Origin of the sequence: Pseudomonas sp. WS 5411 (assembly GCF_012985595.1) — a bacterium.
GTDB lineage: Bacteria > Pseudomonadota > Gammaproteobacteria > Pseudomonadales > Pseudomonadaceae > Aquipseudomonas > Aquipseudomonas shahriarae.
Window position 1 is genome coordinate 1 of record NZ_JAARMC010000028.1, and the last position, 16,939, is coordinate 16,939.

The window sequence follows — 16,939 nt, forward strand, 5'->3', positions numbered from 1 at the left end:
CGGGTTTTCGCAGCTGTAGCCATCGAGCCACGCATCCGGTTGGTCCAGGGCCAGGGCACTGACCCCGGCCGGGATCGGCAAGCGCGCCAGCAACGGTGCCTGGGTCAGCAGCAGGGCCAGGCCGCTGTCTTGCATCATGTAGGCCAGGCGTTCCTCGGGGTACGCCGGGTCCAGCGGCACATAGGCGCCACCGGCCTTGAGAATCGCCAGCAGCCCGACCACCAGGTCAACGCTGCGTTGCACCGCAATCCCCACCAGTACATCCGGGCCGACACCGGCCTCGATCAGGCGATGGGCCAGGCGGTTGGCCTGCTGGTTGAGTCGGGCAAAGGTCAATGACTGGGTGTCGAAGACCAACGCCACGGCATCCGGGGTGCGGGCAGCCTGGGCTTCGATCAGGTGGTGGATGGCGCTGTCGCGAGGGTAGTCGGCAGTGCTGGCGTTCCAGGCTTGCAGCGCCAGGCGCTGTTCAGTGGCGTTGAGCATCGGCAGTTGACCGATGCGCTGCCGTGGATCATCGACTATGCCCTGCAACAATCTCTGCCAATGCCGCGCCATGCGTTCGACGGTCGAGGCGTCAAAGATATCGGTGGCATAGGTGAGGACCGCCGACAGGCCATCAGGGCCGTCGAAGGTATTGAGGGTCAGGTCAAACGGCGCACTGAGGTTCTCCGAGTCGACTGGCGTGCACAGCAATCCGCCCAGGGGTTGGCCATCGGCAAACCGGCCAGTTTCCATCTGATGGTTGAACATCACCTGGAACAGCGGCGTGTGCAGGCTGTTGCGCTCGGGCTGCAGCGCCTCCACCAACTGCTCGAACGGCAGGTCTTGCCAGGTCTGGGCCTCGTGGGCCGCCGCCTTGACCGCCTGCACAAAGTCCGCAAACGGCTGCTGGCTGTCAAGCGTGGCCTGCATCACCTGGGTATTGACGAAAAAGCCGATGACCCGCTCGGTCTCGGCCCGGTTGCGGTTGGCGGTGGGTACGCCGACGCGAATGTCAGACTGGCCGCTGTAGCGGTGCAACAGCACCTGGAACGACGCCAGCAACAACATGAACGGGCTCACCCCTTGCTGCTGCGCCAGGCCCTTGAGGCCGTCGCTCAAGGCACGATCCAACGCCAGCGGCAGCGTCGCCCCACGCTGGTCCGGCGGCCCCAGGCGTGGGCGATCCACCGGTAGTTCAAGCAAGACGTGCTCGCTGCCCAATTTACCGCGCCAGTAATCCAGTTGCCGGCGCCCTTCCCCGGCCTCCAGCCATTGCCGTTGCCAGGCGGCATAGTCAGCGTATTGAATGATCGGTGCCGGCAACGCGCAAGGCGTGCCCGTGACCTGGGCAATGTACAGCGCCAGCAGCTCATCGATCATGATCTGCATCGACCAGCCATCGGTGATGATGTGGTGCAACGTCAGTACCAACACGTGCTCATCGTCCGCCAGACGCAACACTGCGGCGCGCAGCAGCAGATCGTGTTCCAGATCGAACGGCTGGCTGCTCTGCACCTGGACAAACGCCTTGATTACGGACTCGGGATCGCCTGCCGGGGCAGCCTGCACCGCCAGCTCCACGGCTTCGATGGGCCGCATGATGCATCGCACCTGCTCGCCTTGCTGCACAAATCCGGCGCGCAGCCCTTCATGGCGCGCCAGCACCTGCGACAGGCTGCGTTGCAGCGCCTCGACATCCAGCTCCCCCTTCAAATGCAGCGCCGTACAGATGTTGTAGGCACTGCCCGTTGGGTCGAACTGCCAGAGAAACCATTGCCGCTGCTGGGCATACGACAGTTGCTGGGGCCCGGTTTCGCTAGCCGGCACAATCGGGAAACGCGCGACGTTGACGCCCTGCTGCTCCAGCTTGCGGAACAGTTGCGCACGCTTGGGTGCGCTCAAGTCCTTGATACGCGCCACCAGTTCTGCGGTTTTGGCCCCGCCTTGCTTAAGCATTGGTTTCCTCCAGGTTTTCCTGCTCCAGCTCATCAAGGGCATCGAAGATCAGGTCAAAGTCATCATCCAGGCCATCGTCCCGGGTCGCATCGACCAGCGATTGGGCCAAGGCCCCGAGGCTGTCCTGCGCGTAAAAGTCCTTCACGGCCACGTCTACCCCAAGCACTGCCCGCACACGGGACAGCATCACCACCACTTGCAGGGAGTGCCCGCCCAGGTCGAAGAAGTTGTCGCCAAGCCCCACGCGCTCGACCTTGAGCACCTCTTGCCAGATCCCGGCCAGTTGCTGCTCAAGTTCCGAAACCGGCGCCACATAGGCTTTTTGCGTCTGGCTGACATCCGGTGCCGGCAAGGCCTTGCGGTCCAGTTTGCCGTTGGGGGTCAAGGGCATCTGCGCGACGAATACCAGGTGCGCAGGGATCATGTAGTCGGCCAGATGCTGCTTGAGCCCGGCCTTGATCGACTCGCGCAACGCCGTATGTTGCTCGGTGCTGTCCGTCGATTCGGCGAGCACTACGTAACCCACCAGTTGCGGGCCGCTGGGTCCATCGAGGGCCACCACGGCCGCTTCGCGCACAGCATCCTGGGCCTGTATGCGCGCTTCGATTTCCCCCAGTTCGATCCGGAAGCCGCGAATTTTCACCTGGTGGTCCAAGCGCCCGAGGTATTCGATCACCCCTTCGGCGCGATAGCGCGCCAGGTCGCCGGTGCGGTACAAGCGCTGGCCGGGCGCACCGAACGGGTCGGGCAGGAAACGTTCGGCAGTCAGGCCTGGGCGCTGGAAGTAGCCGCGCGCCAGGCCATCACCGCCGATCAACAGCTCACCGGGCACGCCGACCGGGGCCAAGGCACCGTCCTGGCTGACGATGTACAGGCCGGTGTTGTCGATCGGCCGCCCCAGCCATGGCTGGCCGTCGAGACGATGGGCGGCTGACCAAATGGTGGTTTCGGTTGGCCCATAGAGGTTCCATACCGCTCCACCGAGGGCGAGCATGCGTGCCGCCAGTTCATCGGCCAGGGCTTCGCCACCGCAGAGCAAGGTGCAGCCCTGCAACGCCGCCACCTGCAGGCTGTCGAGCAACATGCGCCAGGTCGAGGGCGTGGCTTGCAGGGTGTTGACACGCTGGGTAGCCACGGTGGCGAGGATCGCGTCCGGGTCGAGGGTGGTGTCTTTGTCCACCAACACCGCACAGGCGCCAACGGTCAGCGGCAGGTAGATCTCCAGGCCGAAGATATCGAACGAGAAGGTGGTCAGAGACAGGATCCGCTCTCCCACCGCAAGCCCCGGCTGGCGGGCCATGCTCGCAATGAAGTTGCCCAGGGCGCCATGGGGCACCATTACCCCTTTGGGCTTGCCGGTTGAACCGGAGGTGTAGATTGCATAGGCAAGGTTGCCCGGCCCGGCCGATGGCTGCGGGTTGTGGCTCGGATAGCCCGCGAACCAGCCCGCCTCACCCTCCAGCACCAGCGCCTGGACACCGCCTGGAATTGGCAGCGCCCCCAGCAGTGGCGCCTGGGTAATCAGCAACATCAGGCCGCTGTCTTGCATCATGTACGCCAGGCGATCAGCCGGGTATGCCGGGTCCAGCGGCACATAGGCGCCACCGGCCTTGAGGATCGCCAACAGGCTGATGATCATCGGCAAGCCGCGCTCCACCGCGATCCCCACCAGACGATCCGGCCCGACACCTTCGGCCAGCAACCGATGCGCCAGTTGGTTGGCCTGTTCGTTGAGCTCGCGATAGGTCAGCGACTGCTGGCCGAACACCAGGGCGACGGCATCGGGAGCGCGCTCAGCCTGGGCCTCGAACAGTTGGTGAATGCATTGCCCGCGCGGGTAATCGACCGCCGCCGGGTTCCATTGCGCGACCATCTGTTGTTGCCGCGCAGCGCCTTGCATCGACAAATCACCCAGCGCCAGCTCGGGCTGATCGAGCATACCCAGCAGCAGGTGGCTGAAATGCCCGCTGAGCTCGCTGATGGTGTCGGCGCTAAAGTGCCCATGGCTATAGCGGTAATGCACACTCAGGGTCTGCCCCAGACTGACCGACAGGCTCAACGGATAATGGGTCTGTTCATGACTCTGCACTTCGCCGAACACCAAGCCTTGCGGCGCGCCGCGCTTGAGGGTTTCGGCCACCGGGTAGTTCTCAAATACCAGCAGGCTGTCGAACAGTGCGTCACCGCTCTGCCCGGCCCAACGCTGGATATCGAACAACGGCGTGTGCTCATGCTCGCGCAGGGCCAGGTTTTGCCCCTGCACGACCTGTAACCATTGGCTGACGGTTTGCTCGGCGCGCGGGCTGGCAACCACCGGCAAGGTATTGATGAACAGCCCAACCTGCTGCTCGATACCCGGCAAGTCAGCCGGGCGACCGGCGACCGTGGCACCAAACGCCACGCAGTCCTGCCCAGTGTAGCGCTGCAACAGCAACAGCCACGCGGCCTGCACCAAGGTGTTGGAGGTGACTTTTTGCTGGCGGGCAAACTCGCTCAGGCGGCGGGTTTGCTCCCCATCCAACATCAAGTGATGGTCGCCGTGACCGGCGGCGGCCTGCCCCTGGCCACTGACCGTCTGTGCCAGCAGGGTCGGCTCCTCCAGTGCCGTCAGATTGGCGCTCCAGAATTGTTCACTGGCCTGTTGATCCTGGCGTTGCAGCCAGGCGATGTAATCGCGATAGCGCCCAACGGACGGCCCCGGCGCCTGGCCGTCATAACGCTGCAGCACCTCACCCAGGAGTTGGGAATTGCTCCAGCCGTCCATCAGGATGTGATGGTTGGTGTAAAGCAGTTCGCAACGACGGTCATCCAGGCGCACCAGTACCAGGCGTAATAGCCCAGGCCGGTTCAAGTCAAAACCCTGGGCCAGTTCGGCAGCAGCCAGCGCTTGCAGCGCAACTGATTGATCGTCGCGCGCGCGCCAGTCGAGCACGGTAAAGGGCACATCAAGCTGCTTGTGCACCACCTGCATCGGCTGCGGCAAACCGCCCTGCCAGGCAAAGGCCGTGCGCAGAATGGCGTGCCCATCGACCACCGCCTGCCACGCTGCGCGAAAGCGTTCTGGGTCCAGGCCGTCCACCGATACTTGCATCTGATTGACGTAATCGCCGCCGCTTTGCTCCAGCAAGCTGTGGAACAACATGCCTTGCTGCATGGCCGAGAGCGGGTAGATGTCTTCGATGGCTTCAGGCGCGCCGGCAAGCACATCCACGTGGGCCTGTGTCAACGCCGCCAGCGGGAAGTCCGACGGTGTCACGCCGTGATGACCGGTTGTGGTGCAGTGCTCAATCACAGCCTTGAGCTCTACAGCCAGGGCGTCGGCCAGTAGCTGGATGGTCGCTGCGTCGAACATCTGCTGGCTGAACGTCCAGCCCAGGCACAATTGGCCTTCAAATACCTGGCCGTTGAGGGTCAACCAGTTACCCAGTGGTGCGTCCGGATGCTGCTCAACCCCGGCATGCTCGCCACTGGGCACAAACAACGCCGTTTGCTCGCCTTCAACGGTGCTGTCGAATTGGCCCAGATAGTTGAAGGTGATACGCGGCGCCGGCAGTGCCGCCAGGGTTTGCTGCACGGCAGCGTCACCCAGGTAACGCAAGGCGCCAAAGCCTGCGCCCCGGTTGGGAATGGCGCGCAGTTGTTCCTTGACCTGCTTGATTGAATCTCCCAGCGCCTCGGCAGGCGCCAGACGCACCGGGAACAGGCTGGTGAACCAACCCACGGTGCGGGTCAGGTCCTGATTGTCGAACAGCTCTTCACGGCCATGGCCTTCGAGCTGGATCAGCACCTCGCTGCGTCCCGTCCAGCGCGTGATGACTCGCGCCAGCGCGGTCAGCAGCAGATCGTTGACCTGGGTGCGGTAGGCCGCTGGCGCATCCTGCAACAGGCGCCGGGTCAGCTCGGCATTCAGGCGTGTATCAAGCGTGACGCCGTCGCGACTGCGCAAGCTGGCATCCGGCTTGGCGCCCGGCAGATGGTTGTCGGTTGCGCCCAGTGATTGCCAAAACGAAATCTCGGCTTGCAGCGCGGGACTGCGGGCAAGACCTTGCAGTTGCTCGGCCCAGGTTTTGAACGCGGTGGTCTTGGCCGGTAAGCCCAGGGCGGGCTGACGGTAAGCGTCCTGCAGATCTTGCAAGAGGATGCGCCATGACACGCCGTCGACTACCAGGTGGTGAATCGCCACCAGTAAGCGCTGGCTGCCATCGGCACGCTCAAACAACACCGCGCGCAGCAGCGGGCCTTGTTGCAGGTCCAGGCTGGCCTGGGCCTGATCGGCCACCGCCTGGAGCTGGGTTTCATCGTTGACCCGATGCTGCCACAGCAGCTCAGGGTTCGACGCCTCGCCATGGCTGGCGACCCACTGCTCGCCGTCGCGGTAGAAATTCAGGCGCAAGGCATCGTGATGGCCGACCAGCGCCTGCAAGGCCTGGGCGAGTCGTGCGCCGTCCAGGGGGTGCTGGGGCGCAAGCAGCACGGATTGGTTCCAGTGATGGCGCTGGGGAACATCCTCCTCGAAGAACGCCTGCTGCACCGCCAGCAACGGCATGACGCCGGCCACCGGCCCTTGGTCGATGGTCGGCACGCCTTCACCGCTGCGCGTTACGCTGGCCAAACCTTGAATCGTTTGCTGCTCGAACAACGCTTTGGCAGTGAAGTGCAGCCCCGCCTGACGGGCGCGGCTGACCACCTGCATCGACAGGATCGAATCGCCTCCCAGCTCGAAGAAGTTGTCGTTCAAACCCACGCGCGGCAGGTTCAACACTGTTTGCCAGATATCGGCCAGTTGCTGTTGCAGCGCCGTGACCGGTGCCACGTAGTCCTGTTGCAACAGGCTGGCGTCCGGTGCCGGCAGGGCCTTGCGGTCGAGTTTGCCGTTGGAGGTCAGCGGCAAGTGGTCGAGCACCATCCAATGGGTCGGCACCATGTAGTCCGGCATGCTCGCCTTGAGACTGGCCTTGAGGCGCTCGCACAACGAGCGCTCGGCCTTCGCCGGTACGATATAGGCCACCAGTTGCTGGGTGCTTGCGCCTTGATGGGCCAGGACCACCGCGTCACGCACACCGGATTGTTGCAACAGGCGCGATTCGATTTCGCCCAGCTCGATGCGAAAACCACGGATCTTCACCTGATGGTCGATCCGCCCGCAGTAATGCACCACGCCCGCCGCGTCGCGGCGCGCAAGATCGCCAGTGCGATACACGCGGCTGCCGGCCACGGCGGCTAAAGGATCGGGAATAAAACGCTCGGCGGTCAGTGCCGGACGCTGGTGATAACCCTGGGCCAAACCTTCACAGGCGGCGAGACACAACTCACCCACCACGTCATCGGGCACCGGGTTGGCGTCGCGGTCGAGCACATACAGCGCTCGTCCCGGTAAGGCACGACCAATCGGTACGCCATTGGCTTCATCGATATCCTCGAGCTGGCACAAGTGGGTGCTGGACACTACCGTGGCTTCGGTCGGGCCGTAGGTATTGAGCAAGCGCACACCGCCAAGGCCTGCGGCGTGCCAGAGCTTGAGCCCCTCCACCGACATCGCCTCCCCCCCCACGTGCACCTGGCGCAGTCGCCCGCGACTGCGCTGCGGGTCCGCCGCCCAGTCCTGGGCCAGCAGGAACCAATAGGCTGCCGGCAAGTCGGCCAAGGTCACGCCGTGTTCGATGATCTGCTCGTACAAGGTCGCCGTGTCCCAGGCTTCATCGCCGCGCAGCACCAGGCAGGCGCCTTCGCACAGCGGCGGGAAGCACTGTTCGACAAAACCGTCGAAGCTGAATGTTGCAAATTGCAGTACCCGTTCCTGGGGCGTGAGTTGTGAGTACTCGGCGGCTATCGTGCAGAATTCGCGCAGCGCGCCATGGGCGATGGACACGCCCTTGGGCTGCCCGGTGGAACCGGAGGTGTAGATCACATAGGCCAGATGCTCGGCCTGCGCCAGGTTGGCCAGGTTGGTGCGTGGGTAGTCGCGCTCCGAACCGTCGAGCAGCAGGCACGGCACGCGTGCATCGGCCAGGACGTCGTCGAGTACGCCGGGTTGGCGCAGCAGCAGGTCCATTGCGCTGTCATCAATCATGTAGGCCAGGCGCTGGGCTGGGTAATCGGGGTCCAGTGGCACGTAGGCGGCGCCTGCCTTGAGGATCGCCAACAGGCTGGCAATCATCGCCCCACCGCGACGCACCGCCAGCCCGACGCGCTGGCCGGGCATTACGCCCTGCTCACGCAAGCGATGGGCCAGGCAGTTGGCGCGCTGGTTGAGCTCGGCATAGGTCCAGCGCTCGTCACCGCTGATCAAGGCCAGGGCATCCGGGGTCGCTGCCGCGCGGCGTTCGATACGCTGGTGCGCCAGCAGCGGGTCGAGTGCCGGCTGTACTGCGGTTTGCTCCAGGGTTGGCTCGCGCAGGCTCAGGTTGCCCAGTGCTTGCTGGTTATCCTCAACAAACTGCGCAAGCAGTTGCAGCAGGCTTGTGCCGATAACACGTATCTGCTGCGGGCTGAAATCGGCCCGGGCGTAGCTGAAGTCCAGGCTCAGGGTTTCACCCAACTCGATGCCCAGGGTCAGCGGATAGCTGGTCTGTTCATGGTTGTGCAGCCCGCTGAAGCTCAAGCCGGCCGGCGCACCGGCTTGCAGCGCCTGGGACACCGGATAGTTTTCAAACACCAGTAAGGTGTCGAACAGCGCACTACCAGGCTGCCCGGCCCAGCGTTGAATGTCGTACAACGGTGTGTGCTCATGCTCACGCAGGAGCACACTGTGCGCCTGCACGTGCTGCAGCCAGTTGGCGACGCTATGGGTAGCATCCGGGCTGCAAATGATCGGCAAGGTATTGATAAACAACCCGACCTGCTGCTCGATCCCGGCTAAATGAGCCGGACGCCCGGCCACTGTGGCGCCAAAAGCCACGCTCGACTGGCCGCAATAACGTTGCAGCAAAACCGCCCATGCCGCTTGCAACAGGGTATTGAAGGTGACCTTGTTGTGCCGGGCAAACTCACCCAGGCGCGCGGTGGTGGTTGCGTCCAGCAGTACGTGGTGACTGGCATGGCCACTGCCCTCGCGCGGCGCCGGCAAGGCGTTGCCAAGCAAGGTCGGCGCGGGCAGCGCTTGCAGTTGCACGCGCCAGAATTGCTCGCTGGCGTCGGCGTCCTGCGCCAGCAGCCAGCCCACATAGTCGGCATAACGCCCGGTGGCCGGTGGCGGCACTTGTCCGGCGTACCGCTGCAAGACCTCCCCCAGCAGTTGGGCATTGCTCCAGCCATCCATCAGGATGTGGTGGCTGGTGTAGATCAGCTCATAACGCCGGGCCGCCAGCGGTACTAGCACCAGGCGCAACAACGGCGCCTGATGCACGTCGAAGCCTTGTTCGCGCTGTTCAAGGGCCAAACGATCGAGGTCGTCAGGAGCGCTCTCCAGCACTGTCAGCGGCAATTGCACCGAGCGCTGGATCGCTTGCATCGCCTGCGCCTGGCCTTCCCAGACACATCGTGCGCGCAGCACTTCATGGCGCTCCAGCACCGCCTCCCAGCACTGGGCAAACCGCGCCACGTCCAGGCCTTCAATGGTCAGGCGCAGTTGATTGATGTAGGCGCCGGGCTCGGCATCGTAGGCGCTGTGGAACAGCATGCCCTGCTGCATCGGCGACAGCGGATAGAGGTCCTCGATCTGCGCCAATGGCAGGCCCAGGCCTTCCAGTTGTGCCTGGTCGAGGCTGACCAGCGGGAAGTCCGAAGGCGTCGCGCCGCCCTGTTGTGGATCGAGGCAGTGTTCAATCAGTTCGTGCAAGGTGCGCGCGCAGCTGTCCACCAGGGCCTGGATGGTGTCCCGACGAAAGACTTCGCCACTGAAGCTCCAGTCCAGTTCCAGTTCACCGGCGTAGACCCGCCCTTCCACACTCAGCCAGTTGGCCAAGGGCGCGTCCAGGCTCTGGGCCTGGCCGCCGCCTTCGCTGGCCGGTACGAACAACGCATCCTCACCAAATTGCTGGTCGAACTGCCCCAGGTAATTGAAGGTAATCCTTGGCTGGGCCAGGACCGCCAGTTCATTGGCCGCCGCGCCGTAGCGCAACACACCATAGCCAATGCCCTTGTTGGGTACCTGGCGCAACTGTTCCTTGATCGCCTTGAGGGTGGCACCCAGCTCGACGCTTGGCGTCAGGCGCAACGGGTAGAGGCTGGTGAACCAGCCCACGGTGCGAGTCAGGTCGATGTCATCGAAAAGCTCTTCACGACCGTGGCCTTCCAGCTGGATCAGCACCGAAGGGTGTCCGGTCCATTGACAAATCGTGCGCGCCAGGGCCGCCAGCAACAGGTCGTTGACCTGAGTACGGTACGCCGCTGGCGCCTGTTGCAGCAGTTGACGGGTTTGCTCGCGGTCCAGGCGCCAGCGGATATGTTCAGCCACTGCCTGGGTTTGCCGGCCCTGCGGGTTATCCCGGGGCAAGTCGTTTGCCACGCCCTGCAATTGTTCGCGCCAGTACGCCAACTCAGCCAGCAGCGCCGGGCTGCGGCTGTAGTCGTCCAAGCGTACTGCCCACTGCTGGTAGGCGCTGGTCTTGTGCGCCGTGGTCAGCGGTTGGCCGGCCACGCCTTGGCCGTAGCCGCGCTGCAAGTCTTCCAGCAACACACGCCAGGACACCCCATCCACCACGAGGTGATGCAGCACCAACAACAGGCGCTGGCTGCCGTCGGCCATGTCCACGAGCAAGGCCCGCATCAACGGGCCGTGCTCCAGGTCCAGGCTGGCCTGGGCGAGATCACAGTGCTCACGCAATTCCTCGACGCTGGCGGCCTGGCGCTGCCACAACTCCACAGTTGCCGACGGGGCATGAGTCTGTTCCCAGCCCTCCCCGCGCTCGACAAAGCGCAGACGCAAGGCATCGTGTTGCGCCACCAGCGCCTGCAACGCGCCAGCCAGTGCTGTGACGTCTACCGCCTGACGCGGAGTCAGCAGCAGCGACTGGTTCCAGTGCTGGCGTGTGGGAATATCCTCGGCAAAGAACCATTGCTGCACCGGGGTCAACAGCACCGGCCCCTGGACCGGGCCTTGCTCGATGGCCAGCGCCGACACTTCACGCGCGGCAGCGGCCAGGCTGCGTAGGGTCTGGTGGCGGAACAGGTCGCTGGGCGCCAGTTGCAAACCGGCCTGGCGGGCACGGCTGACCACCTGGATCGACACGATGGAGTCGCCGCCCAGTTCGAAAAAGTTGTCATCCAGGCCAATCTGCGACTGCCCAAGAATGTCTTGCCAGATCCCGGCAAGCAGCAGTTGCCGTGGATCCTGCGGCGCACTGAACGCCTGCACCTTGGCCTCACCGGCACGCGGCAGCGCCTTGCGGTCCAACTTGCCATTGGGGGTCGAGGGAAACTGTGCCAAGGCCATGGTCACCGTTGGCAGCATGTATTCAGGCAAAGTTTCGGCCAGGTACGCATGCAACGTTTGCGTGAATACCTCGTGATCCTGGGGCATTGCTGTCGGCACCACGTAGGCTACCAGCAAGCGTCCATCCTGGGCGATCACCAGTGCTTCCTTGATTTGCGGGTGACTGAGCAGGCGCGCTTCGATCTCCCCCAGCTCAATCCGCAGGCCACGGATCTTCACTTGATGGTCGATCCGCCCGACGTACTCGATCACGCCATCGGCGCGATAGCGGGTCAGGTCGCCAGTGCGGTACAGCCGTTCGCCAGTACTGGAGAACGGGTTGGGTACGTATTTTTCGGCAGTCATCGCGGCCCGGCCCAGATAGCCCCGGGTGAGCCCGGCGCCGGCCAGGTGCAGCTCGGCAGCCACCCCGGTAGGCACCGGTTGCAGGTCGGCATCGAGGATATAACCCTGGGTGTTGCTCAACGGCCGGCCAATGGACGGCTGGCCCAAGGCTTCGCGAGGGGTCCAGGTGGAATAGGTGGTGTCTTCGGACGGGCCGTACAGATCAAAGACCTGTTTGATCGACGGTTGCTGATAGAGGCGGTCCACCAGGGATTGCTTGAGCGGCTCGCCGGCCAGGTTGATGATGCGCACACTCTCAGGGATCTGCCCGGCACGCTGCAAGGCATTGATGGCCGAGGGTACGGTGTTGATCAGACGCACCTGGTCACGGGCCGGCAGCTCGGGCAGTTCCAGGGCATTGCGGGCAAGAATCAGCGAGCCGCCGTTGGCCAGGGTGACGAAAATCTCCCACACCGAGAGGTCGAAACACACCGAAGTGGAAGCCAGCACACCCTGGATATCTTCGCGACTGTAGACCTGCTGCGACCAGTGGATCAGTGCCAGTACGTTGCCATGGGCAATGGCTACGCCCTTGGGCTTGCCAGTGGAGCCGGAGGTGTAGATCACGTAGGCCAGGTTGTCGGGGGCAACCTGGGTGACCGGTGCGCTCAACGGGTAGCCAGCCAGTTGATCCATCTGCAACACCTGGGCCTGGGTCTGGGGCAAGTCGGCGAGCAGCTCGGCCTCGGTCAGCAGCACCTGAGCGCGACTGTCTTGCAGCATGTAGGCGACGCGGTCAGCCGGGTAATCCGGGTCCAGCGGCACATAGGCGCCGCCGGCCTTGAGCACGCCAAGCAAGGCAACGATCAAGGCGTCGGTGCGCTGCATGGCTACGCCAACGCGCACTTCGGGGCCAACGCCCAGCTCGATCAGCTTGTGCGCCAGTTGATTGGCCTGGCCGTCCAATTGGCGATAACTCAGAGTCTTGCTGCCAAAGGTCAGGGCCAGAGCGTCGGGCTGGCGCTCCACCTGCTCGGCGATCAGTCGATGGATGCTGCGCGCTTGCGGGTACTCAGAGGCGGTGGCGTTCCAGCCATGAATTTGCTGCTGATAGTCGCTGGCGTCGAGCATCGGCAACTCAGCCACGCGCTGCTGTACGTTGTCGATCATGCCGCCGAGCAGGTGGCTCCAGTGGCGGGCCATACGCTCGATGGTGGCGGGCGTGAACAGGTCGGTGGCGAAGGTCAATGCAGCGCGCAGGGTGCCGCCCTTTTCCCAGGTGTCGAGGCTGAGGTCGAACTGAGTGGTGCGGCTCTGCCACTCGACCAGGCTCAGGGAGAGTCCGGATTCCAGCACCAGCGCTTCTAGGTCTGCCACTTGTGGCTGGTGGTTGTAGAGCACCTGGAACAGTGGCGTGTGGCTCAGGCTGCGCTCCGGCTTGAGCGCCTCGACCAGGCGCTCGAACGGCAGGTCCTGGTGGGCCTGGGCGCCATTGACCACATCCTTGAGCACCTGCAACAGGTCGCTGACCCGCGCCTGCCCATCAACGTGGGCAGCCATGACTTGAGTGTTGACGAACAGCCCGATCAGGCCCTCGGTTTCACCGCGATGCCGGTTGGCAATCGGCACGCCTACCCGCAGGTCAGTCTGGCCGGTGTAGCGAAACAGCAGGATCTTGAACGCTGCCAGCAGCACGGTGAACAACGATACGTTCTGCTGGCGAGCCAACAACCGCGCACCGTCGGCCAAGGCTGCCGGCAAGGCGAACTCATAGCGCTGGCCCTGATGGCTGGCCACGGCTGGGCGTGCAAAGTCCGTTGGCAACTCCAGCACCGGGTGTTCATCGCCCAACTGTTCGCGCCAGTAATCCAGCTGCCGCGCCTGCTCCCCCGCTTCCAGCCAGCGGCGCTGCCACAAGGCGTAGTCGCTGTACTGGATCGGCAGGTCTGGCAGTTGTGGCGACTGGTTGCGTTCAAAGGCGTCATAGCATCGGATGAACTCGTCGATCAGCACGTTCATCGACCAGCCGTCCGAGACGATGTGATGCAGGGTCAGCAGCAACACATGCTCTTGCTCGGCGAGTTTGAGCAATTGCACGCGCAGCAAGGGGCCATTGGCCAGGTCGAAGGGTTGCAGCGATTGCGCGGTGGCGGCAGCCATCACCGCCTGTTCGCGCTCAGCCGGCGGCAAGTTGCCAAGATCCAGTGGTTCAATCGCTAACGCAAGCTGGCAGGGCACTTGCACCAGGCGCTCATCGGCCTGGCGCTGGAACACTGTGCGCAGGGTTTCATGCCGCGCGATCAGGCTGGCAAACGCCTGCTCGATGGCCGGCAGGCTCAAGGTGCCCTTTAGACGCACCGCTCCCGGCAGGTTATAGGCTGCGCTGGCAGGATCCAGTTGCCAGAGAAACCACATACGCTGCTGGGCGTAGGACAACGCCTGGCGATCCTCGGCCTCGACCTGGGCCGGAATCGGAAAACGCGAGAAGTCGATCCCTTCCTTTTGCAGCGCCTGGAGGAACAACTGGCGTTTTTCCAGGGGCAACCCGATAAACCGGCGAGCAAGTTTCAAGGAGTCTTCAGCGTTCATTTCTTGGGATCCGGAGCAATAGGCAGGAAGCACAAAGGCACGTCGTCCCTATAAAACGAATCCAGGCGGGAAAAATTAGCGCAGGCGATTGCAGTCATCGGGCGTTACATCAAACCCGGGAGAAGTCCGCGAAGCGGCCCTATCATTGACGGAGCACTGTATTTGCAACTACATTTAGTTACACGCAAGGAACGCCGTGTCCAAAAATGAAAAGCTGCTCGCCAAACTGCTTAACCTGCAGATGGCATTTACCTGGCCTGAGCTCGTGACATTGTTAGGCTGGCTGGGTTACCGACAAATCGAAGGGGCTGGGAGCCGCGTCAAGTTCGACGTAGGCGACCCGAGTGCAATGATCACCTTGCACAAGCCCCACCCTGGCAATGAACTGAAGTACTACATTCGGCGCCAGATCATTGAACAGTTGGAATCAGGAGGCTTGATTCAGTGAGCAACCAGTTGAAACACAAAGGTTACATCGGCTCCATAGAAGCCAGCGTCGAGGACAATTGCCTGTTCGGCAAGCTGCTGTTTATCCGCCCTCTGGTCAGTTACGAAGGGCAGACCGTGGCCCAGTTGGAGGCCGCCTTTCGCGAGGCCGTGGAGGATTATCTGGCTACTTGCCAGACCCTGGGCCAGGCACCGGAAAAGCCCTGCAAAGGCTCCTTCAATGTACGGGTCGGCCATGATCTGCACCTGGCTGCGGCCCTGGCGGCGACGCAGAAAAAGGTCACGCTCAACGACCTGACACGCCAGGCGCTGAACGAGTTCCTGCGCCATCACCGTACAGACAGCCACCCCGCCCTGGGGTGACTCATCCCAGGCGGCGGTAGCCCAATAAAGCGGACACCAGCACCACTGCCCCGGCCATCAGCGCCACCCAGAACCCGCTGGCGGCGCCAAAGTGGTCGATCATCCAGCCGGAACTCGCGGCACCGATGGCCACGCCGATACTCAAGCCGGTGATCAGCCAGGTCATGCCTTCGGTCAGGCGGCTGGGTGGCACGACCTGCTCCACCAGCGCCATGGACACAATCAAGGTCGGGGCAAAAAACAGCCCGGACACAAACACCGCCAATGCCAGCCCGAGGATATCCCCCACCCACAGCAGTGGCAGGGTTGTCAGGGCAGTGGCCAGGCCACAGAGCAGGAACTGCCGGGGCAAGGGCATGTTCAGCTTCAGCGCACCGAAGGCCAGCCCCGCCAGGCACGAGCCGATGGCATACACCGACAGCACGATACTCGCGGCAGCCGGCTGGCCCTGGTGCTGGGCGAACGCCACGCTGACCACGTCTACCACCCCGACAATGGTGCCCATGGCCACCAGTAGGATTATCAACACCAGCACCGACGGCTGGGTGATCAACCAACTGCCCTGGTGCTCAAGTTGCGCGTGAATGGCAGGCTCGGTCTGTTTTTGCAGAACAAAGGCGGTCACGCCAACCGCCAACAGGATCGCCCCCACCAGCGGCCCCGCCTCGGGAAACAGCAGCACACACAATCCCACCGACAGCGGCGGGCCGAGGATAAAGCACACCTCGTCAAGCACCGATTCCAGGGCAAAGGCTGTTTGCAAACGTGGCTGGCCACGGTAGATCTCGGTCCAGCGCGCCCGGACCATGGCCGACATGTTGGGCATGCAACCGGCCAGGGCGGCAAAGATAAACAGGGTCCAGTCCGGCGCCTGCAAACGGGTACACAGCAACAACAGCAACAACGCCCCGCCGCCGATCATGGCTGCCGCCGGCAAGACGCGGCCCTGGCCATAACGGTCTACCAGTCGCGAAACCTGCGGGGCGCAAAAGGCCGTGGCCAGGGCAAATGTTGCCGCCACCGCGCCCGCCAACCCATAACCGCCACGCAGTTGGGACAACATGGTGATCAGCCCGATACCGGTCATGGATATCGGCATGCGAGCGAGCATGCCGGCCGATACAAAAGCCCTGGAACCTGGCGCCTGGAACAGCTCGGCGTAGGGGTTTGCCATGGTGCGTGACCTCTTGCTGGGAGCCCTGGAGCTTGCCATTCAATGCAATCCGGGGAAAAGATATACGGTGCGTATGTGACAAATCATGAGTAACATACGCGGCGTATGTCAACCACTCACCCGCAACTAGCGAGCGTTTTCCATGAGCCGAGCCCGCGCCGAGATGATTGAAGAAACCCGCGCCCGCCTGTTGGCCAGCGCCCGCCATGCCTTTGCCACCCAAGGCTTTGCCAACACCTCGATGGATGATTTTACCGCCCGCGCCGGCCTTACCCGTGGGGCGCTGTACCATCACTTTGGCGACAAGAAAGGACTGCTGGCCGCGGTGGTCGCGCAACTCGACAGCGAAATGGATGACCGTCTGCAACAAATCAGCACTCAGGCCAACAACCCCTGGGACGGTTTTTGCGAGCGCTGCCGCGCCTACCTGCACATGGCCCAGGATCCCGAGATCCAGCGGATCGTGCTGCAAGATGCACCGGCGGTGCTGGGTGCAGACGTGGGGGCCCAGCAGCACTGCATCGAATCATTGCGTCGGCTGCTGGATGAATTGATGCAGGCCGGGCTTATCGAGCATGCCCCCAGCCTGGCACTGGCCCGGTTGATCAATGGCAGCCTGGTGGATACGGCGCAATGGATTGCCCATGCCGAACGCCCGGACGAATGCCTGGAGCAAGCGCTGCAAGGCCTGGAGTTGCTGCTGCGGGGGCTGAAACCCCATCGCTGAA

6 protein-coding genes are annotated in these 16,939 nt (G+C 63.4%); 3 read left to right on the forward strand and 3 right to left on the reverse strand.

The genetic code is table 11. The features are described 5' to 3' along the window. Both HBR93_RS24165 and HBR93_RS24170 read right to left on the reverse strand, forming a co-directional pair. The coding region (locus HBR93_RS24165; RefSeq protein WP_169961239.1) for a condensation domain-containing protein at positions 1 to 1,941 on the reverse strand (1,941 nt) is incomplete at its 3' end. After that, positions 1,934 to 14,227 (reverse strand): non-ribosomal peptide synthase/polyketide synthase, encoded by a 12,294-nt coding sequence (locus tag HBR93_RS24170; protein WP_169961240.1) that lies wholly within the window; start codon positions 14,225 to 14,227, stop codon positions 1,934 to 1,936. The genes HBR93_RS24170 and HBR93_RS24165, both read right to left, overlap by 8 nt. A gap of 196 nt (positions 14,228 to 14,423) precedes the next feature. On the opposite strand from HBR93_RS24170, the gene HBR93_RS24175 reads away from it, so the two are divergent. Both HBR93_RS24175 and HBR93_RS24180 read left to right on the forward strand, forming a co-directional pair. Then, the gene (locus HBR93_RS24175) at positions 14,424 to 14,675 is read left to right on the forward strand and encodes a type II toxin-antitoxin system HicA family toxin (protein WP_169961241.1); all 252 of its coding nucleotides are present in this window, start codon (positions 14,424 to 14,426) and stop codon (positions 14,673 to 14,675) included. Further along, positions 14,672 to 15,037, forward strand: a complete 366-nt coding sequence (locus tag HBR93_RS24180) for a type II toxin-antitoxin system HicB family antitoxin (protein ID WP_120732483.1) — start codon at positions 14,672 to 14,674, stop codon at positions 15,035 to 15,037. The genes HBR93_RS24175 and HBR93_RS24180 overlap by 4 nt, the downstream gene beginning before the upstream one ends. 1 nt (position 15,038) lies before the next feature. Here HBR93_RS24180 and HBR93_RS24185 read toward each other — a convergent pair whose 3' ends face one another. After that, complete coding sequence (locus HBR93_RS24185) at positions 15,039 to 16,211, reverse strand: MFS transporter (protein ID WP_169961242.1); 1,173 nt, start codon at positions 16,209 to 16,211, stop codon at positions 15,039 to 15,041. 142 nt (positions 16,212 to 16,353) lie between these two features. Here HBR93_RS24185 and HBR93_RS24190 point away from each other — a divergent pair, with 142 nt between their 5' ends. After that, on the forward strand, positions 16,354 to 16,938 hold the full coding sequence (locus HBR93_RS24190; RefSeq protein WP_057959159.1) for a TetR/AcrR family transcriptional regulator: 585 nt from the start codon (positions 16,354 to 16,356) through the stop codon (positions 16,936 to 16,938). The last annotated feature ends 1 nt before the right edge of the window (position 16,939 follow it).

Excerpts from the sequence above, each read along its gene's own strand:
- HBR93_RS24185 (WP_169961242.1), bottom strand. The coding sequence starts at position 16,211 with ATGGCAAACCCCTACGCCGAGCTGTTCCAGGCGCCAGGTTCCAGGGCT.
- HBR93_RS24190 (WP_057959159.1), top strand. The coding sequence starts at position 16,354 with ATGAGCCGAGCCCGCGCCGAGATGATTGAAGAAACCCGCGCCCGCCTG.
- HBR93_RS24170 (WP_169961240.1), bottom strand. The coding sequence starts at position 14,227 with ATGAACGCTGAAGACTCCTTGAAACTTGCTCGCCGGTTTATCGGGTTG.